The following is a 21,282-nucleotide window of genomic DNA, read 5'->3' as shown; positions in this document are numbered from 1 at the left end:
TTGGGTTTCTTTTTCATTGTACCGATTTTTAGTTTTACACGGTATATAACACGTGTTATATTAAAAGCAGAGGTGGAAGCAGTTGGGTAATAAAAGAGTAACCAGCCACGATGTCGCCCGTCTGGCCGGCGTATCCCGCAGCGTCGTATCCGCGGTGCTGAACGGGACGCAGGGCATCGGCGTCAGCCAGGAAACGCGGGAAACGGTGCTGGCCGCCATCCGCGAGCTGAACTATCATGTGGATGCCCAGGCGCGGGGCATGAAGACGGGAAAAAGCGGCAGTATTGCGGCTTTCGGCGATATTAGCCATCCTTTGTTCCTGCAGGTGCTGGAAGGGATGCAGAAGGCTTGCGGAGAATCCGGCTACCATCTGCTGATCAGCGGTCAGGGGACGCAGGAAGAGGGGCGCTTCAAGCTGATCGATTTATTTTTGCAGCGTCGCATCGACGGAATCGTATCGCTGGACCCGGTCAGCTACGCCGACGAGCGATGGGTGGAAGAGCTGAAGCAATCCCGTGTCCCTTACGTATCGGTGGAAGGCTATGCGGAATCGGATGCGGTCGTGTCCGTTTTGACGGACTACAGGCAGAGCATCATGGACGCGCTTGATCATATGTACGCCAGCGCCGGACAAAAGCGATACCCGGCTTACATGCAGATGAACCAAAGCGGCAGCGAGCATAATTGGGTGGAACGGAGCCGGAGGCAGGCGTACATCGATTGGTGCGGTCAGCGGCAAGCGGAGCCGGTGATTTACGAGCTTAAGCGGGACGACGAACCCGGCGTGCAACAGATTTTGGAGCGGATGAAGGCCGGAGCTTCGGACATGGCTCCCCTGCTGTGCAACTGGTCTTTCGGCGCGGTTGCGGTGTACAGAGCGGCCCGTCGCCTGGGGCTTGAGGTCGGGGCGGACATTCAGGTCATGGCGGCGGATAACACCTTGCGGCTGAACCGTTACCTTGTGCCGTCCTTGAGCGCGATGGACATTCCTTACGTGCGGATGGGCGAAGCGGCTGTCCGCGTTTTGCTGGAGCTGATGGCAAGCAAGAAGGGTCCGGCAGCATCCGCCAAGCATTGGCTGAAAGCCGACTTGCTCACAGGCGAGAGCACCAAATCGGAAGGCCGGATAGACCGCCGGGAAGACCGGGATTAAAAGGCACAACGCAGGTGCCGGCACAGCTGGAAATGAACTGCTCTTTTAAGAGAGAGCAGTTTCATTATAAATAATAACACGTGTTATATAATGGAGGAGTGCACGCATGTTTTGGACTGTGGAGAAGTTGACGCAGCGGTTGAAAGAGCTTGGCGCCTACCGGTATCGCGATGCTATCGATTTGAATGAATGGGCTTTCATGGTCGATGAGGAGAAAAAGAACGGCGTGCGGCCCCCTGATGCCGGAGAATGGACAACGATCGCAAAAGGCGACCGCTGGAAAGGCCGCGATCTGTACGTATGGCTGCGCAAGCAAGTGGACGTCCCGGCTGCTTGGAAAGACCGCACGGTCGTCGGCGTATTTGACTTCGGTAAAACGGGAGACTGCAACAACTCCGGGTTTGAATCGCTTTTGTATCTGAATGGCAGTCCTTACCAGGGCGTGGATTCGAACCATCTTGAAGTGTTTTTGCCGCGGGAAGCTGCCGGGGCTTCAGCGGACTTTTGCTTCCGCCTGTGGTCCGGTTTGGAAGGCGGGGGACCGCCTGTCGAGCAGGAGCATCAATTTTACCGTGCAGAGCTGGCCTGGCTGGATGAGGCGGCCGACGATCTGTACTACACCGGCCGTGCCGTGCTGGAAACGTCCAAGACGCTCGGCGAGAACGATCCGCAGCGCCAGGAGCTGCTGCAAACGGCGGACCGCGCCTTTTTGCGGCTCGATTGGTCGAAGCCGGGGTCGGATGCTTTTTACGCAAGCATAAAAGAGGCAAGGGACGTACTGCGCGAAGCGGTGTCCAAATGGGAGAAACGGCATGCGGTCACGGTGCACTGCATCGGGCATACGCACATCGACGTGGCGTGGTTGTGGCGGCTGACGCATACGCGGGAGAAAGCGGCGCGCTCTTTTTCCACGGTGCTCCGCTTGATGGAGAAATTTCCGGAATATGTGTTTCTGCAGACGCAGCCCCAGCTTTATGCCTACATCAAAAACGACTACCCGGAGCTCTATGCGCAGATTAAAGAGCGGGTCAAAGAGGGCCGCTGGGAAGCCGGCGGGGCGATGTGGCTGGAGGCGGACTGCAACCTGACCAGCGGCGAATCGCTCGTTAGGCAGATTTTGTACGGCACGCGTTTTCTTCGCGAGGAATTCGGGGCGGAATGCACGTATTTGTGGCTGCCGGACGTGTTCGGCTACAGCTGGGCTTTGCCGCAAATATTGAAGAAATCGGGCATCGATACGTTTATGACGACGAAAATCGGCTGGAACCAGTACAACCGGCTGCCGCACGATACGTTCCAATGGCGCGGTATCGACGGCTCCGAGGTGCTGACATATGTTATCACGACGCCTCCTTCTGCGACGCACAAGGGTTGGTCGCACACGTATAACGGCTTGATCGAGCCTTTTTCCGTGCAGGGCATTTGGAATAGGTACCAGGACAAAGAGATCAACCGGGATTTGCTGCTCGCTTACGGCTATGGCGATGGGGGCGGCGGCGTGAACCGCGAGATGCTGGAAATGCGCCGCAGGCTGGAAGTGATGCCGGGTCTTCCTAACGTCGTACCGAGCCGGGCGGATGCGTTTTTCGAGAAGCTGCAGGAGACGGTTCAGGCGACAGACCGATATGTGCATACTTGGGATGGCGAGCTGTATCTGGAGTACCATCGCGGGACGTATACCAGCCAGGCTTACAATAAACGGATGAACCGCAAGCTGGAGCTGCTGTACCGCGAAAGCGAGTGGATACAGGCGCTGAACTGCGTCGCGGGGCAATCCTGGGCCGCTTATCCGCAGGAAAAGCTGTATCAAGGCTGGGAGATTCTGCTGCGCAACCAGTTCCACGATATTATTCCCGGCTCCTCGATCACGGAAGTGTACGAGGATTCCCGCGTGGAATACGCGGAAGCGGAACGCCTGGGCCGCGAGGTATGGCAGGCCGCCGCAGGGCATCTGGCCGGCGCGGGGCAACTGACTGCCACGGGGCAATTGGCGGCCGCGGATCGCGCAGAGCAAGCCGGCGGGCCGGGGGCGATGGGCTGGACCGTGTTCAACAGCGCCTCTTATGCGCGGTCGGAGCTTGTGAGCATTCCCGCCCTGGACGGCTGCGAAACGGGAAGCTGGAGAGGAGCGGACGGCCGCCCGCTGAAGGCGGAACGCGTCGGAAGCTTTTGGCAAGTGGCGGTGGAAGAGGTTCCGGCTCTTGGCTGCACGACGATAAGTTGGACTGCGGAAAAGGGAGCGGAGCAAGCGGGGGCGGCCCTGTTTAACTATGACGGGCGCTCCTTGACGACGCCGTACTACGTGCTGGAATGGAACGAGGCCGGGCAGTTGACGCGGATTTTTGACCGTGAGGCACGGAGGGAAGTTTTGGCTGCCGGGCAGCTCGGCAATGTGCTGCAAGTTTTTGAAGACAAGCCGATTAATTACGAGGCGTGGGATATCGACATTTTTTATCAGGAAAAACAAAACCTGTTTCAAAATCTGCAATCTCTGGAATTGATCGAATGCGGGATGTACAGAGCGGTTCTGCAATTCAAGTGGGCGTATATGGATTCCACTGTGAGCCAAAAGTTGATCGTATATTCCGACAGCAGGCGGATCGATTTTGCGACGGAAGCGGATTGGCATGAGAAGCAGCAGCTGTTGAAAGTGGCGTTCCCGGTTTCCATCCGCTCGACGGAAGCGACGTTCGACATCCAGTTCGGCAATGTAAAACGCCCTACGCACTGGAACACGGGCTGGGATCATGCCCGATTCGAAACGGTCGGCCATCAATGGGCCGATTTGTCCGAGCGTGGCTATGGGGTCAGCTTGCTGAACGATTGCAAATACGGCTACGATGTGAAGGACAACGTTCTGCGCCTGACGCTGATCAAATCGGCGACGCATCCCGATCCTCATGCGGATCAGGGCAGCCACGCGTTCACGTACTCGCTGCTGCCGCACGAGGGAGACTGGGTCGACGGCCAAACGGCGCAAGAGGCGTGGGCGTTGAACAATCCGCTGACCTATATTCAGGGCAGCTCGGCTCTTTCCGGCAGAAGCCTGCTGAAGCCGGACGCTTCCTTTGTCACCGTTGACGCGGTGAAAAAGGCCGAAGACAGCGACCGCATCATCGTGCGGCTGCATGAATTCACCGGCACCCGCGGAACGGTGCGGTTGACCAGCGATTTCCGCCTGGCGTCCTGGCAGGAAACGGATTTGATGGAGCGCCCGATCGGCGAACTCCGGGAGCAGCCCGTTATCGAATTCGACATTCAGCCGTATGAGATCAAAACGTTCCTGCTCGATCTGAAATAAGCGTGATAAGCCGGCCGGCCGATTGGCCGGCTTTTTGCGTTGCACGCTCTGCTTCGCCGGACAACGAGCCGGCAACACAACGCGCGCCCAGCGAGCCGGGCTGCGGGGGGAAGGGGCGCCATGCGCCGGCAACACAACGCGCGCCCAGCAAGCCGGGCCGCGGGGGGAAGGCGCCATGCGCCGGCAACACAACGCGCGCCCAGCAAGCCGGGCCGCGGGGGGAAGGAGCGCCATGCGCCAGCATCGCAACGCGCGCCCAGCGAGCCGGGCCGCGGGGGGAAGGGGCGCCATGCGCCGGCAACACAACGCGCGCCTAGCGAGCCGGGCTGCGGGGGGAAGGGGCGCCATGCGCCGGCAACACAACGCGCGCCTAGCGAGCCGGGCTGCGGGGGGAAGGGGCGCCATGCGCCGGCAATACAACGCGCGCCCAGCAAGCCGGGCCGCGGGGGGAAGGGGCGCCATGCGCCAGCATCGCAACGCGCGCCTAGCGAGCCGGGCTGCTCAAAAGGCGCAGCCGATCGTGAAGCGGCTCGGCTAGCCGAAAAACCTGCGAAAGTGCAGGCTTTTTCGGCAAAAGCGGCCCGTTTTTGGGAAAAGCCTGCAAATGTGCAGGAATTTTCGGCTCAAACGGGCCTGGGCTCATCTGGACACCGAAAAGCCTGCACATTTGCAGGAATTTTACTTTGCAAGCGCTTTACAGAGCAAAAAGATGTATTTTTGCAGGTTTTTTCCGTGCGATCAAGTGGCTGTGATGCTTCTATCGTGTGGGTTTCTTCGTACTGCCAAGTAGCCATATTTCTCTAACGTGTGGGTTTCTCCGCACTGCCAAGTAGCCGTGTTGCTTCTAACGCATGAGTTTCTCCGCTGCCAAGTAGACATGCTGCCTTTAACAATATTTTTGAAAATAACGGTGTGTTCAGTTTTTGTTTATTCGCATAATTTACAATATCGGGAAAACGCATATGAGGCAGGAGGAAGTTATGAGCACATCTTTTAAAAAGTATGCCGCCGAATTCATCGGGACGTTCGTTCTCGTTCTGTTCGGCTGCGGCAGTGCCGCGACGGCGGGGGGACAGCTCGGGTATTTGGGCATCGCTTTTGCATTCGGTTTATCCATTGTTGCGATGGCCTACGCCATCGGCCCGGTTTCAGGCTGCCACATCAACCCGGCGGTTTCCCTGGCTATGCTGATCTGCCGCAAATTATCCGGGAAGGATTTCGTAGGGTACGTCATCTCGCAAGCGGCGGGTGCTATCGCCGGTGCAGGCCTTCTCTACGCGATCATCGCTTCCACGGGCAAAAATGTGACGGGACTCGGTCAGAACGGTTTCGGTTCGGGGTATGGGATCGGCATTTCGGTCGGAATGGCGATCATCGTCGAGATTGTGCTGACGTTTGTGTTTATCTACACGATTCTGGGCGTCACATCGGCGGATATTCATGCCAGCGTGGCGGGTTTGGTCATCGGTCTGACCCTTGCTTTTGTGCATATTTTGGGCATAGGCTTAACGGGAACGTCGGTCAATCCGGCAAGAAGTTTGGGGCCAGCGCTGCTGCTTGGCGGGCAACCGTTGTCGCAGGTATGGGTGTTTCTCACGGCTCCGTTTGTCGGAGCGGTCCTGGCCGCCATTGTGTATCGCGCGCTGAACGTCAGTAGAGCGAAGTAATATTTCGATTTGCGGAAAATAACAAAACGGCTCTGTCTGCATGGCGCAAACAGGGCCGTTTTAACGTTGTTCTGCGATTTTAAAATACTTTCGTCGTCCAGGACTCGCAGTTCCATGTATCCGTAACGACATCCCGATAAAATTCCGGTTCGTGGGAAATGAGCAGGATGCTGCCTTTGTACGCTTTGAGGGCGCGTTTCAGCTCATCCTTGGCATCGACGTCCAGGTGGTTAGTCGGCTCGTCGAGCACGAGCAGGTTCGTGTCGCGGTTGATCAGCTTGCAGAGGCGCACCTTCGCCTTTTCGCCGCCGCTAAGCACGGTAATTTTGCTTTCGATATGCTTGGTCGTGAGTCCGCACTTGGCCAGCGCCCCGCGCACTTCGAACTGCGTAAAAGATGGGAATTCATTCCATATTTCCTCGATGCACGTATTGTTGTTGGCCTCTTTGGACTCCTGCTCAAAGTAGCCGATATGCAAGTTTTCTCCAAGCTGAACGGAGCCGAACAAAGCCTTGATCTCGCCCAAAATGCTGCGCATCAGCGTCGTTTTCCCGATGCCGTTCGCCCCGACCAGGGCGATCTTCTGGCCGCGCTCCATGCGGAGATCGAGCGGTCTGGATAACGGTTCCTCGTAACCGATGACGAGCTCCTTGGCTTCGAAAATCAGCTTGCCGGACGTTCTCGCCTCTTTGAAATTGAACTGCGGCTTCGGTTTTTCCTTCGCTATCTCGATAACTTCCATTTTGTCCAGCTTCTTTTGTCTGGACATCGCCATGTTCCGCGTCGCGACACTCGCTTTGTTGCGGGCTACGAAATCTTTTAAATCGGCGATTTCCTGCTGTTGGCGTTTATAGGCCGATTCCAGCTGCTGCTTTTTCATTTCGTACACTTGCTGGAAATGCTCGTAATCGCCGACGTAGCGGTTCAGCTCCTGATTTTCCATATGATAAATCAGATTGATGACGCTGTTCAGGAACGGAATGTCATGGGAGATCAGAATGAATGCATTCTCGTACTCCTGCAGGTAGCGTTTCAACCATTCGATATGCTGCTCGTCGAGATAGTTCGTCGGCTCGTCGAGGAGGAGAATATCCGGCTTTTCGAGCAGCAGCTTTGCCAGCAATACTTTCGTCCGCTGTCCGCCGCTCAGGTCGTGAACGTCCTTATCAAGCCCGATATCGGTAAGCCCCAGTCCGCGGGCGGTTTCCTCGATCTTGGCATCGATCATGTAAAAATCCTGATTGGTAAGCGTATCCTGAATCGTTCCGACATCTTCGAGCAATTGCTCCAGTTCTTCCGGCGAGACGTCGCCCATCTTCGCGTACATGTCGTTCATCTCTTGCTCCATATCGAACAAGTACTGGAAAGCTCCCTTCAAGACGTCGCGGATAGTCATGCCCCGGCTGAGCACCGCGTGCTGATCCAGATAGCCGACGCGCATGCGCTTGGACCATTCGATTTTGCCGTCATCGGGCTGAAGCTTGCCCGTAATGATGTTCATGAAGGTCGATTTGCCTTCGCCGTTAGCGCCGATGAGTCCGATGTGCTCGCCCTTGAGCAGGCGAAACGATACATCGTTGAAGATAGCGCGGTCTCCAAAGCCGTGGCTTAGTCGTTCTACGTTAAGTATGCTCATGAATGACACCTTTTCTTTTAAACTATATTCTTGCTTTATTATATACGCTATGCCGCGGACAACTCAATGCGGTAACCTTCAGATAGGCAATTTAAAAAGAAAATGTGATACATTTATAAGGAAAGATCAATAAGAAAAGGATGTGAAGCCGATGAAGCTTAATCACCTGAATCTTACGGTCACTGACGTTGCGGCGGCTCGGGCGTTTTTGGAGAAATATTTCGGTTTAAAAGGTATGGACACCGGCGGGGACGCGCGCGGCAGCGCGTTTGCCGTGCTGTTTGATGACAACGGGATGGTGCTTACCTTGATGAAAGGCGCTCAAGTCAGCTATCCCAAAACGTTTCATATCGGTTTCGGGCAGGAGAATGAAGAGAAGGTGAACGAGATTAACCGGCGACTAACGGCCGATGGATTCGATGTCGCACCGCCGCAAAGGTCGCATGCATGGACATTTTACGTGTTGGCGCCGGGAGGTTTTACCGTCGAGGTTTTTGCTTGATCGGGGTTTCAGGGAGAAGCGGACGATGTCGTCAAGCAAGCGATAGGCTCAACGGAAGGATTTACGATTGTTCTCTGCGGGCTAAAAGCGTTTCTTGAGCACGGCATCGTCTTGAATCTCGTATCGGGCAAGGCTCCTTACGCTCACGTTAAATGACCAAAATGGCAGCTGAACCTCCGGGTTCGGTCTGCCGTTTTTTGCTTGCCGTTTTAGAAAAATAAAGTTGTAGAGTGGTACTGACACCTGTTCGCGGCAATCTACAAGTTGTTGCTATCACGACTAATAAACCGCAGACTTTGTAGCGTTTTAATGGAAATCCATCCTTAATTTGAGAGATGCTGTTGGAGAAAAGGTATCCTATATAGCAGTTGTCCGTTTTTCCAAAAGTCAAGGGGGCTACGCAATCTTTGCGTAATTTTTCATCAAATAAATGATTTTCAAATAGCAACTGCCAAACATTGGCGTAAACTGTATAACTTATGAATACTTGAATTCATACTGATAGATTACAATATATAGGTAATTATATTCATTTACTTAATATGGTAAATTATTATATAATTTAACATGGATATAAAAATATTATATTCCAATAAATATGAGAAAAGGTGAAATTATGAAAAAAAATGATCCTGAGTTTGACAATGGCTCTTGCAATTCTTCCAGCCACAGCTTTTGCAAGCAATGTCGAGGTTAGCAAAGAAGGTTCTACAGGAAACTCGCCTAAAAAAGTTATTGAGGCATACCTAACTGCTATTAAAACAAAAGATGTACAAAAAATTTCCGAAATTGTAAAAGACAATAGATACTCGTCTGAGGCGGAAGAAATAGAGAACTATACGCGTATGCTCGAATATAAGAGGAACCAAATTAATCAATATGTTATCCAGAAAGAAAATAAAATTTCAAACGATGAAGTTCAGTATGTAGTTATCCTTTCTGCAAATGACGGTAGTAAAGAAGAGACTCCATTTACTGTAAGAAAAAATGAGGGTAAATGGCAAGTTGTTGTGGAAAATGATGATTTGGAAAAAAAACCCTCTTTTAAAGTAATCAAAGAGCCGACAGAGGAAGAGACAGTTAAAGCCGATATTCAACTTTCAAATAATATAGTAACAGAGAAGATGTTGGTTGAGAAAAAGGTTAATAGTGCTGATTCCCTAAAAGCAGCGGGAAGTGCTTTGCTTACTTATAATTGGTGGAATAGAATAGAGAATACTACATTTTACTCGTCCAGTACTTTTGATTTTTCTAAAAGTCAACTACTATTAAACTTTAGACAATGGTGTGATTCCAATCTAGGAAGAGATATTACCACAAATGTAACCTATGCTGTTGTTATCGAAAGTTGGTCAGGGGATACGGTCTGGGGAGAAGTACAAGCAATTCAAGATAATCAAAATAGTTCTGATTCAAAAATTATTTCAGGTAAAGCAGCTGGTCTTAAAGGAGCTAAATTAAGATTTAAAATTCCAAAATATACCCAACAGTCAGGAGATGGAAAAGTATCATTTGCTGGTTTTGGTGAAGTGTACTAAAATGGATAAAAAACGGGGTGTGTCCAAATGGGCAAACCCCTGTGTGTTTTTTAACAAGGAGAATTGATACAAATGGTAAGAAAATTTTTTTATAGCAAAAAGATATTGTTGCCTGTGCTTGTTATTTATTTAATTGTTATGTATAGACTTTTATTTATAAGGGCGAGTACATGGAATGATTATGAGTATAGCCTCATACCATTTATATCTTTTTTTTACAAAGTTAATTTAAGTAGTATAAGGTTTTGGTTAACAAATCTAGGTAATTTGTGCATGTTTGTACCTTTTGGACTCTTAATTCCATCTATTTTCTATTCATTTAGAAAAAAAGCTAGGTATGTGAAACTTTTAATATCAGTGATACTTTGTATTGAACTTATTCAATTGGTGACTAGAGTAGGAATATTTGATGTAGATGATATTATCTTTAATTCTCTTAGTGGAATTTTTGGTTTTTCTATTTTTAAAATGTTAGATAGTCTATTATCAGAAAAGAGAACAATAGTGAAACTGTCAAAAGAAAATAAAGTTGTAGACTAGTACGTGGCGGCGACAACGGGACCTTAATCGAGCAGACTAAGCCTTTTTTCTGCTGAGAATTCGTTCGATGTACTGTTTGATGATGAGGGGATGGTGTTCACATTAGGCGTTTAAGTCAGCTATCCTCAAGACTTTTCATATTGGATTTGGGCAGGAGAGCGAAGAGAAATGAGATTAATCAAAGATTGAAAGACGATGGATTTGAGGTTGCGCTACCAAAAAGATCGCATGCATGGACGTTCTATGTGAAGGATTTTTGATGTTTTATCGTTGAAGTTCTTGCTTACGGACAATGGGACGATGTAAAAACAAGTAAAAAAGGCCGCGGATTCGCGGTCTTTTTTACTTGTTTTGGGGAAGTGAAGGTTTCCCCTTTATTTCGGTTGCGGAAACCAGAATGTGGATCACCTTTTACAGCGATCGCGTGATAACGACGACGGCGGAGCGGGCTTCTTTTTGTCCCGGGCGGCGCTGCCATCCGCTGGTCGGCTTGTCTGTTCCGGCGCCTGCGGCTCCGGGATGGTTAACGGCTACAAACGTAGCCGATTGATTCCCGGCAAAGGAAAGCCCGCTTAAAGCCGCTTCCGTTGGCGCGGATGCGTACTGCTTTGTTTTTTGGGCGGCGCCGGTTGGATGCAGGAGGTAGAGCCCGTTGTTTTTGAATTCCGCCCACGCTCCGGTATTCAGCCGCTCAGGGGCAATATCCGAAGCGACCCAGAGATTGCCGCTGCCGTCGAAAGCCAGGCTGCCGGGAGAGCTAAAGCCGCTCTGGCGCCCGCCGGTGATAAAAGTCTCGGAGGCGAACGCTTCTCCGAAGCCTTCCTTCAAGCGGATGATTTGGCCGTGCAGGTTGCCCCGGATCTCGTTGTGCGTACAGGCGATGAACACGTTGTTATTCGCCGGATGAACGGTTAGAGCGGCCGGCCGGTCGCAGGTAGTGGCTCCTACGATCAGCGCGGCTTCGCTGGCGGATGCCAGGACGTCGCTCTGGGATTGAAACTGCTCGAGCAGCGTTTCCCTGGATTTAAACATGCTTTCCGGAACCTGGTAGGCCAGGCGGCTCAACTGCTTCCGAACGTTATCGATGGAAAGCTCGATCCAGCGGCCTTGAACAAAATCGGCGGCATAGAGCGTACCGTCGCCGAGCAGCCTGGCGTTCGACTTGCCGTCCGCCTCCGACCACTTGCCCGAGCTTACGAACTTGTAGACGAAGCCGTCCGCCGAATCTTCGCCCATGTACACGATAACCCGGTTGTCGCCGCTCAACGTCATAGCTGCGCTGCCATGATGGAACCGGCCCAGCGCCGTATGCTTGACGGCTTTGCTCTGCTCATCGAACGGGTCGATTTCGACGACCCATCCGTAATGGACGGGCGCCAGACCGGCGTCGCGGCTGGTCGCTTCGAATCGATTTTCACACGTAAGCTGGGTGTTCCATAAAGTTTGCCCGCCCCCGCGATTGGCGAACGTGCCCTGAACGAGCGTCGCACCGCCGACGGCTTTGGAACCGCGGGCGGGACCGGACAGTTCGACAGGCGTTAACCCGGTAATGCGGCGGGCTATGGTAGAGTCGGAGACGAGCTTCCAATGGCCGAAGGCATCTTTTTTAATATGCAGCACGGCACCGCCTTGATCGTAAAGCAGCTGTTTCTGCTGCTCCCACGTCACAGCTTTTGCACGGTCCAACATCCATGGATACCGGGCCGATTCGTGATTGACCCATAACAGCGCTTCGGAACTGGAGCCGGGAATCGGAAAAAAAGATGTGCAGCTGCTGTTAAAACCTAGCGTATCGCCCGATTTATTGATCGTATCGCCGTATGCGGCCAGCACGTCATAAGCATATCCGCCGGCCAAAAGCAATTGATCCGCATCGGCTGCGGTATGTAAGGTAGGATTAAACGTCTCAGGCAGCTGCTCATAATCGTTGACGCCGGAATTTGCACTGGCTTTTGTACTTAGGATGCTTAGTCCGGAAAATGCAGCCGCCATCGAAGCGGTTCCTGCTCCTAAATATTTCAAAAAATGTCGGCGAGATAGCGTTTTTTTCGATTCCATTCTACAGTTCCTCCGAACATGGGGTGTTTTTAATATAAAGATAGCACAAAATCTACGAAAATGAATGATTTATCCTAATATATTTGCTAGAATTATATTCATCATATTGCTGCCATAATCGACTAGCTGCGAGATAGAGCCGGGGGATGGACTGATATTCAGGATCATCCTCTATTGGTTTGCTCTGAAGCGGAGATTGATTGCAGTGGCAAGTATGGAAAATGAGCGGCTTTTAGGAGGGGACACGATGGGACAGCCTTTTGTAGGGGAGATTCGCATCTTTGCGGGCAATTTTGAGCCTGCCGGTTGGGCGTTTTGCAACGGGCAAGTGCTGGCGATTAGCGAAAACGAAACATTGTTCAATTTGATAGGTACAACTTTCGGCGGGGATGGCCAGAGCACTTTTGCTTTGCCGGATTTGCAAAGCCGCGTCCCGATTCATCAGGGAAACGGGTTTGTACATGCAGAAACGGGCGGAACGGAAAGCGTTACGTTAACCGTCAGTCAAATTCCCGCCCATACTCACACCTCCGGCGTATCGTCCAAATACGGCAGTACGAACAGTCCCGAAAATACGGTGGTTGCGAGGTCGACTTTAAACCAGTTCACTGATGGGACAGGGACGAAAGCGACCATGATGGGGAATGCTTCCACCGTCGGGCCTTCCGGCGGGAGCCAGCCGCACGCCAATGTGCAGCCTTATCTGGCGGTCAATTATATCATCAGCTTATTCGGCATTTTTCCCACCCCGGACGGCGGAAGCGGAACCGAGCCTTTCTTGAGCGAAGTTCGTTGGGTCGCATTTAACTTCGCTCCCGGCGGATACACTCTTTGCAACGGACAACTGATGGCGATCAATCAAAATCAAGCGTTGTTTTCTTTGCTCGGCACAACGTACGGCGGCGACGGCCGGGTAAATTTCGGTCTTCCGAATTTGCAGAGCAGAGTGCCCATCCATCAAGGGAACGGGCACACTTTGGGGGAGAGGGGCGGAGAGCAGGGTCATACGTTAACCATTAACGAATTGCCGGCGCATACGCATGCAATCACGGCCAGCGGCAGCCCGGCCTCGGCCAAGACTGCGCAAAACAATATTTTCGCTGTGACCTCTACGAGCTCGTACGCATTGGTGGCGGATAGCGCGTCGGATACCGCGGCTGCTCCCGCCGGCGGGAGTCAGGCGCATTTGAACATGCAGCCTTATTTGGTTTTGAACGCTATTATTGCTACAACCGGCGTATTTCCAAGTCAAAATTAAGGAGAGACACTATGACTGCTACACCGTTTGTTGGAGAGATTTGCATTTTCCCATTCAATTTTGCGCCTAAAGGCTGGGCATTGTGCGATGGGCAGATTATGCCGATTTCGCAAAATGTGGCGTTGTTCTCCTTGCTGGGGACTACTTATGGCGGAGACGGCAGAACTACGTTTGCCCTTCCGAATTTGCAGGGAATGGCAGCTTTGCATGCCGGACAAGGTCCCGGTCTGAGCCTGTATTCGCTCGGTCAAACAGGCGGAACGGAGTATGTCACGCTGATACCGTCCGAGATGCCGGCGCATTCCCATATGCTGCAATATGGAACCGGCGGAGGTACGCAAGAGTCGCCGGCCGGCCAAATCTGGAGGGATACGCCCGGGAGGCGCGCAGGACTTGCGTATACAAGCCCGGGGGCGCCGGTGACCATGGGAGCGACGGCCAATTTGCCGGCGGGCGGCGGGCAGACGCACAACAATATGCAGCCGTATTTGACGCTCAATTTTTGCATTGCTTTGCAGGGCACATTCCCGCCGCGCACATAGTAATGTCAGGTTATTCGACGATGGGGCTGAGAGGAGCATGGGGAAGTGATCTATGAAGAGGAAGGATACGGGCGTTCTTTTTTAAGGCATACATATGTCAAAGTCGCCTTGTTCGGGATTTTGCTTGCGGCAGGCGCGCTGCTGGGGTTTAGCGGTTCGGCGCATGCGGCGGCATTTACGGTAACGACAACAGCGGATACTGTGGACGCCAGTCCCGGGGATAATGCGTGCGTGGACTACGGCGGAAAGTGTTCTCTAAGGGCGGCGATCATGGAAGCGAATGCTCTTGGCGGCGCAAATCAAATTCAAATTCCGCCAGGTACATATACGCTGACATTGGGCCAACTGCAAATTACGAGCGATATTACGCTTACCGGTACTTCCAATAATCCGTTGGATACGATTATTCAGGCAAGCACAAACAGCGCTTTGACGGCGTCGAACCGGGTGCTCGAATTTAATCCGACTCTTGACTCGATAGGGTATAACGTGACTATACAAGGCTTGACCATTCGTTACGGCAAAGCTCCCGACGTTGACGGGTACGGAGGCGGCGGAATCGCCGGGGACGTCGGGACCAAGACGCTGACCATCAGCAATTCCGTTATCCAGGACAATATCGCTTCGGCCGGAGGGCACGGTGGCGGTCTGTTCGTTTCGGGCTTGCCGGCGGGCAAGGTGCAGCTGACGGGCGTTGTGTTTACAGGTAACACGGCGGGCGAAGTGAGCTCGGCCAGCTATAGTTCCCAGGGCGGCGGCATTTATCTGGAAGGCGACATGAGCGTGAACCTGACCAACGTTACGGTGCAAAATAACGTTGCGTACGGCTCCGGCGGAGGGATTTCGTTCGTATCGGCCACGTCGTCTTTGCGGAACGTCACGATAAGTTCCAGCACGATAACGGGCAACAAAGCGATAAGTTCCGGCGGCTTCGGCGGCCGGGCCGGAGGGCTGTTTTTGGGAACTCCGGCCGTCATTACGAACACGACATTGTCGGGCAATACTGCAGGCGGGGACGGTGGCGGGCTGGTACTCGACTTTTATGCAGGTTCCGTATCGCTGACGGATTCGACGGTAACCGGCAACACCGCGACGCGTGGAGGCGGCATATTTGTCAATGCGAGCCAGGCCCCGGTTGTGACCAATACAACCATTAGCGGAAATACGCCTGGGGACGTCGCTGCCAATCCGGATGGAACGGATCTGCAGATTGCGATCGCTCCGAACGGAGTATTTTCTCAAGGCAAGACCGGGGCCCATTATTCGGTTACCGTATCCAATACGGGAAAAGCCAAAACGAACGGCACGGTTACGGCGACGGTTACGCTGCCGACGGGTCTGACGGCTGCAAGCATTGCCGGAACCGGCTGGACTTGCCAGGTCGGAACGTTGACGTGTACCCGTTCAGATGCGCTGAGCAGCGGAGCAAGCTATCCTGTCATCGATGTGACTGTCAATGTCGCGGCAAATGCGCCGCGTACGGTGACAAGCACTGTGCAAGTAGCCGGAGGCGGCAATCTCGACTTCAGCAACGATACAGGCACCCACAATACGACGGTGCAGAGCAGCGATGCAAGCCTGAGCGGACTGGCTTTATCGAATGCGTCGTTAAAGGAACCTTTTGCTTCCGGGACGCTTGCCTATACGGCAGATGTTCCTTATGCGGTCGGTTCGGTAAAGGTAACTCCAACTGTGAACGAATCTCATGCGACCGTTAAAGTAAACAATGTTGCGGTAAGCAGCGGTCAAGCCAGTGGAGCCGTGACGCTAAATGTAGGAAGCAACGTCATTACGGTCAACGCAACCGCGGAAGACGGCTCCACGCAAAAGGCGTACACGATAACCGTAACCCGTGCGGCTCAGTCCACTAACGCGAACCTGAACGCGTTGGCAATAAGTGCCGGCACGTTGACGCCGGGCTTTGGCTCGGGGACGCTCGCGTATACGGCGACCGTGGGAAGCGGCGTAACGAGCGTAGACGTGACTCCGACGGTAGCGGATAATACGGCAACGATTAAGGTGAAGGGATCTGCGGCATCGTCGGGCAGCGCCGTTAACGTGCCCCTGAACATAGGAGTCAACACGATCGATGTTGAGGTCACGGCAGAGGACGGCACGACGAAAAAGACATACACGCTGACGGTGACCAGAATATCGAACAACGCGAATTTGAGCGGGCTGAGCGTAAGTTCGGGCGCGTTGACGCCGGTTTTTGCATCGGGTACGTTTGCCTATACGGCGGTCGTGAGCAACGGCACTGCAAGTATCAATGTGACGCCTCAGGCGGCGGACAGCAAAGCGACGCTTACGGTGAATGGAAGCGCCGCATTGTCGGGCGATGCGGTGGCAGTGCCGTTGAATGTGGGAATCAACACGATCACGGTTGAGGTTACGGCCGAGGACGGCACGACGAAGCAGACATACACGCTGACGGTGAAGCGCGTATCGAACAATGCGAACTTGAACGCATTGGCGATAAGCGCCGGCACGTTGACGCCGGGCTTTGACTCGGGGACGTTTGCGTATACGGCGACCGTGGGAAGCGGCGTAACGAGCATAGGCGTAACGCCGACGGTTGCGCACAATGCAGCGACGCTAACTGTGAACGGATCTACGGCATCGTCGGGCAGCGCCTTTAACGTGCCGCTGAACGTAGGAAGCAATACGATCACGGTCGTTGTCACCGCCGAGGACGGCACGACGCAGCAGACGTACACGCTGACCGTGACCAGATTATCAAACAACGCGAATTTAAGCGGGCTGAGCGTAAGTTCGGGCGCCTTAACACCACCCTTTGCATTAGGCACGTTTGCTTATACGGCGGTCGTGGGCAACGGCATGGCAAGCATCGATGTGACGGCTCAGGCGGCTGACAACAAAGCGACGCTTAAGGTGAATGGAAGCACCGCATTGTCGGGCGATGCAGTGACAGTGCCGCTGAATGTGGGAATCAATACGATCACGGTCGTTGTCACGGCCGAGGACGGCACGACGCAGCAGACATACACGCTGACAGTGAAGCGCGTGTCGAACAATGCGAACCTGAACGTGTTGTCGATAAGCGCCGGCACGTTGACGCCGATTTTTGCATCGGGGACGTTTGCGTACACGGCAACTGTTAACAACGATGTGACCGGTATAGACGTGACCTCGACGGTTGCACATAGTGCTGCGACATTAACTGTGAATGGAACGACAGCAGGGTCGGGCAGTGCCGTCAATGTACCGCTGAACGTAGGAATCAATACGATCACAGTGGTTGTCACCGCCGAGGATGGTGTGACGCAGCAGACGTACACGCTGACCGTGACGCGAAATAAGTCCAGCAACGCGAAATTAAGCGGTTTGACGCTCAGTGCCGGAACGCTGACGCCGGTTTTTGCATCGGGCACGACAGTTTACACGGCAACCGTCGGCAACGGAACAGCGAGCGTGGATGTGACTGCAACGGTAGCAGACAGTAAAGCGACGGTTACGGTGAACGGAAACGTACCGCAGAGCGGAGTCGTTAATGTGCCGCTGAACGTAGGCGTCAATACGATCACGGTCGTTGTCACGGCCGAGGACGGTTCGACGCAGCAGTACGAAGTGAGCGTGACGCGAGTATCGAACAACGCCGATTTGAGCTTGTTGACGTTAAGCGCCGGAACACTATCGCCGGCTTTTGACCCGAGCGTGATAGCGTACACGGCGACTGTGGGAAGCGGGGTAACGAGCATAGAAGTGACACCAAAAGCTGCGCACAGTGCAGCAACGCTAACCGTGAACGGAACGACAGCTTCGTCGGGCAGCGCCGTCAATGTGCCGCTGAACGTGGGAATCAACACGATCAAGTTGGAGGTCACGGCGCAGGACGGAGCGACGAAAAAAACATATACGTTGACGGTGACAAGATTGTCCAATGACGCGAGTTTGAGCGGGTTGACGCTAAGTACGGGCACGCTTGATCCGGTTTTTACATCGGCCACGACGGCGTACACGGCAACAGTTGGCAACAGCGCGGCGAGCGTGGATGTGACCGCGACGGTGGCGGACAACAAGGCGTCGTTCACGGTGAACGGAAACGCACCGGTGACAGGCAATACCGCGACAGTGCCGTTGAACGTAGGAATCAACACGATTAAGGTTGAGGTTACGGCCGAGGACGGAACGAAGCAGACGTATACGTTAAATGTAACGCGCGTATCGAATAACGCGAGCTTGAGATTGCTGACGCTCAGCGCCGGAAAGCTAGCGCCGGATTTTGACCCGGGCGCGGTAGCGTACACGGCAACCGTCGGCAACGGCACAACGACTGTGGATGTGACCCCAACGGCAGCGGACAGCACAGCTGTGATAACGGTCAATGGAACAACACCGGTGCCAGGCAGCGCCGTCAATGTACCGTTGAACGTGGGAAGCAACACGATCACGGTTGAGGTCACGGCACAGGACGGAACGACGAAAAAGTCGTACACGTTGACGGTGACAAGATTGTCCAGCATCGCGAAATTGAGCGATTTGACGCTCAGCGCCGGAAAGCTATCGCCGGATTTTGATTCGGACACGACAGCGTACACGGCCACCGTGGGAAGCGGCGTAACGAGCATAGTTGTTACCGCAACGGCGGCGGATAATAAGGCAACGTTTACGGTGAATGGAAACGCGCCGGCGGCAGACAATACTGTCAGTGTTCCGTTGAACGTAGGCAGCAACACGATCAAGGTGCTCGTCACGGCCGAGGACGGAACGCAGCAGACGTACTCGCTGAAAGTGACGCGCGTATCGAACAACGCGAGCTTGGGTGCGCTGACGCTCAGCGCCGGAACGCTTGCTCCCGTCTTTGCACCGGGCACGCTCACATATACGGCGGCCGTCGACAACAGCGCAGCGAGCGTGAATGTGACGGCAGCGGCGGCTGACAGCACAGCTACGCTAACCGTCAACGGAACGCCTGCATCGTCAGGCAGCGCCGTTAACGTGCCGCTGAACGTAGGAGGCAGCAACGCGATTACGGTAGTCGTCACGGCCCAGGACGGCACGACGAATACGTACTCGATCGCTGTAACGCGCAGCCCTTCCTCGAATAAGAGCGTGAAGCTGCAAATTGCTTTAGGCGGACATGTCGAGGAGATTCAGCCGAGCGGTACCGCCACCGACGTGTATACGACAAGTGTAACGAATGCGGTGTACACGGCGACAGTTACAGGCGTTGTATACGATCCAACGACGCGGTTGGAAATTAACGGTCAACCATCGAACGGACAGCCCATTACAATTGCTCTGAATGAAGGACCGAATTCGATACCTGTTAAAGTGATTTCTCAGGATTTGTCGAAGCAAATTTATGAATTGAAAATTACGCGCTTCGGCAGTGCGGAGCTTACCGGATTGAGCCTGAGCGGAGTGAATTTAACGCCGCCATTCAATTTGGAAACTTTGACTTATTCGGGAACCGTTCCTTACGAAGTCAATTCTACAACGGTGACTGCCTCCGTGTATGATCCAAGAGCGACCGTCACCATTAACGGGGTCCCAGCACTTGCAGGCGTTGCCGGCCAGCCGATCAATTTGGCTGTGGGCAGCAACAGCATTCAGATTGTTGTGACTCCGAATTATGGCGGACAGCCGCAGACTTATACCGTGAACGTAACCAGACAGCAGCAGCCGGCCAGTTCCGGATCAGGCTCCGGATCGGGTTCGATTCCTGCCGAAGCTCCTGTGAAAGTCAGCTTGTCTTTTGGGGAAAATGGAGCGACCTTGCAGGTCGAGGTGCAGCGGGAACGTACACCGGATGGCAGGATTATCGACAAGATTGTATTAGCGCCTGATATTGTCAAACAGGCAATCGAAGATGCCACGGCAAGCAAGCAGAAGAAGTTCAAACTCATTATCTCGCAAATTCCTGACGGGCACGACGAGTTTAACGTCAATATTTCCGGGGACACGTTGAAAGCTTTGGACGGAAACGGTTTGTCGCTCAGCATCGAGACGGATGAAGTGCAAATTGCGCTTCCCCAAAATGCGGTTGCAAAGGCGCTGCAATCAAATGAAGATTTAAATGTCCGTTTTGTTCCGATTCGCACGGAAGCCGCTAAGAAGGAAGCCGAGAATCGGGTGCTGACTGCGCAGCTCGTAACGAAAGCGGCGGGAAGCGGGAAAGTCGTTCTTCATGGAACGCCGATGACCGTTGAAGCGAACCTGACCAACCAGGAGGCGAAACTGACCTTCTCGTTACAAGGAATTGAAATCCCGTCGGACCCGAAGAAAAGAAACGAATTGTTATCTTCTCTTGGCGTGTATATTGAGCACAGCGACGGACAGAAGGAGCTGCAGCGTGGCGCTATTCAATACGACGCACAAAGGAATCCGGTCGGTATTGAAATTGTCATCACCAAATTCAGTACTTTCAGCATCGTCGAGATTCAGAAAAAAGCCGTCGATACTGTTTCCTATACGAGATGGATTGACGGATATCCGGATGGAACTTTTAAACCGAATCAGTCGATCACCCGCGCGGAAGCGGCTAGCATTCTTGTAAAAGCCGTAACCCTGCCGAAGCAGCCAACCGGCGTGCAGCAATTCCGCGATGTGCCGGACACGCACTGGGCGGCAAAAGCCATTAGTCAGGCGCAAGGCGCAGGCTTGCTGGGCGGCTACCCGGACGGATCGTTCAAGCCCGACGCGCCGATAACGAGAGCGGAGCTCGCCGTGATTATCACGAGGCTGAACAAGCTTGAGGCGGCTGGCGGCGCGCTGTCATTCACGGACACGCAAGGCCACTGGGCGGCCGGCTATATCCAAGCGGCGAAAGCTGCCGGATTGGTCGCCGGTTATGAAGACGGCTCGTTCCGGCCGGATCGGCCATTGACGCGGGCGGAAGCGGTAAAAGCGATAAATACGCTGCTGAAACGCCCGACGCCTGAGCTCGGCACAGCAAACTGGAAGGATGTTGCGAAAAAAGATTGGTTCTGGCTGGACGTAGAATCCGCCTCCGCATCTTTCAGCAATACGCGCTACGAAGATGGCAGCAGCAATGCGATTGCCATTCCGGAATAGAGCGGGAGTATGAAGCTCAAGAGGTTGTCCTTTAGGTCTACAAAGGCCT

11 protein-coding genes and 1 pseudogene are annotated in these 21,282 nt (G+C 53.5%); 10 read left to right on the top strand and 2 right to left on the bottom strand.

The genetic code is table 11. The annotated features are described in order from the left end of the window. Positions 1–82 precede the first annotated feature (82 nt). The 3 genes from AC3G2T_RS12830 (at position 83) to AC3G2T_RS12820 (ending at position 6,121) form a co-directional block, all read left to right on the top strand. The gene (locus AC3G2T_RS12830) at positions 83–1,153 is read left to right on the top strand and encodes a LacI family DNA-binding transcriptional regulator (protein ID WP_488435694.1); all 1,071 of its coding nucleotides are present in this window, start codon (positions 83–85) and stop codon (positions 1,151–1,153) included. Positions 1,154–1,259: 106 nt separating this feature from the next. Further along, positions 1,260–4,454 (top strand): alpha-mannosidase, encoded by a 3,195-nt coding sequence (locus tag AC3G2T_RS12825; RefSeq protein ID WP_488435693.1) that lies wholly within the window; start codon positions 1,260–1,262, stop codon positions 4,452–4,454. Positions 4,455–5,434: 980 nt separating this feature from the next. Next, positions 5,435–6,121, top strand: coding sequence for an MIP/aquaporin family protein (locus tag AC3G2T_RS12820; RefSeq protein ID WP_488435692.1), 687 nt, complete (start codon positions 5,435–5,437; stop codon positions 6,119–6,121). Between the two features lie 79 nt (positions 6,122–6,200). On the opposite strand, the gene AC3G2T_RS12815 is transcribed toward AC3G2T_RS12820, so the two are convergent. Next, complete coding sequence (locus tag AC3G2T_RS12815; protein WP_488435691.1) at positions 6,201–7,757, bottom strand: ABC-F family ATP-binding cassette domain-containing protein; 1,557 nt, start codon at positions 7,755–7,757, stop codon at positions 6,201–6,203. Between the two features lie 151 nt (positions 7,758–7,908). Here AC3G2T_RS12815 and AC3G2T_RS12810 point away from each other — a divergent pair, with 151 nt between their 5' ends. The 4 genes and pseudogenes from AC3G2T_RS12810 to AC3G2T_RS12795 form a co-directional block, all read left to right on the top strand. Then, on the top strand, positions 7,909–8,259 hold the full coding sequence (locus tag AC3G2T_RS12810) for a VOC family protein (RefSeq protein ID WP_474682904.1): 351 nt from the start codon (positions 7,909–7,911) through the stop codon (positions 8,257–8,259). A gap of 644 nt (positions 8,260–8,903) precedes the next feature. Beyond that, entirely contained in the window at positions 8,904–9,797 is an 894-nt protein-coding gene (locus AC3G2T_RS12805) for a hypothetical protein (RefSeq protein WP_488435690.1), read from the top strand. Positions 9,798–9,869: 72 nt separating this feature from the next. Next, a complete protein-coding gene (locus AC3G2T_RS12800) occupies positions 9,870–10,337 on the top strand; it encodes a VanZ family protein (protein ID WP_474682906.1) in 468 nt (155 codons plus the stop codon). A gap of 57 nt (positions 10,338–10,394) precedes the next feature. Beyond that, a pseudogene (locus AC3G2T_RS12795) lies at positions 10,395–10,597 on the top strand (VOC family protein); the annotation flags it as partial. A 151-nt stretch (positions 10,598–10,748) separates the two neighbouring features. Here AC3G2T_RS12795 and AC3G2T_RS12790 read toward each other — a convergent pair. Beyond that, the gene (locus AC3G2T_RS12790; protein WP_488435689.1) at positions 10,749–12,395 is read right to left on the bottom strand and encodes a PhoX family protein; all 1,647 of its coding nucleotides are present in this window, start codon (positions 12,393–12,395) and stop codon (positions 10,749–10,751) included. A 247-nt stretch (positions 12,396–12,642) separates the two neighbouring features. Here AC3G2T_RS12790 and AC3G2T_RS12785 point away from each other — a divergent pair, with 247 nt between their 5' ends. Genes AC3G2T_RS12785 through AC3G2T_RS12775 form a run of 3 tightly spaced genes read left to right on the top strand, consistent with a single transcriptional unit; the run spans position 12,643 to position 21,233 of the window. Continuing rightward, positions 12,643–13,653: a phage tail protein gene (locus tag AC3G2T_RS12785; protein WP_488435688.1), complete on the top strand. Its 1,011-nt coding sequence runs from the start codon at positions 12,643–12,645 to the stop codon at positions 13,651–13,653. Positions 13,654–13,664: 11 nt separating this feature from the next. Then, complete coding sequence (locus tag AC3G2T_RS12780; protein WP_488435687.1) at positions 13,665–14,195, top strand: phage tail protein; 531 nt, start codon at positions 13,665–13,667, stop codon at positions 14,193–14,195. Between the two features lie 45 nt (positions 14,196–14,240). Then, a complete protein-coding gene (locus AC3G2T_RS12775; protein WP_488435686.1) occupies positions 14,241–21,233 on the top strand; it encodes a cadherin-like beta sandwich domain-containing protein in 6,993 nt (2,330 codons plus the stop codon). Positions 21,234–21,282: the final 49 nt, after the last annotated feature.

This window comes from Paenibacillus sp. sgz302191, from assembly GCF_057749925.1.
The sequence above is the reverse complement of the archived record's forward strand: the minus strand, read 5'-3'. Positions and strand labels throughout refer to the sequence as shown.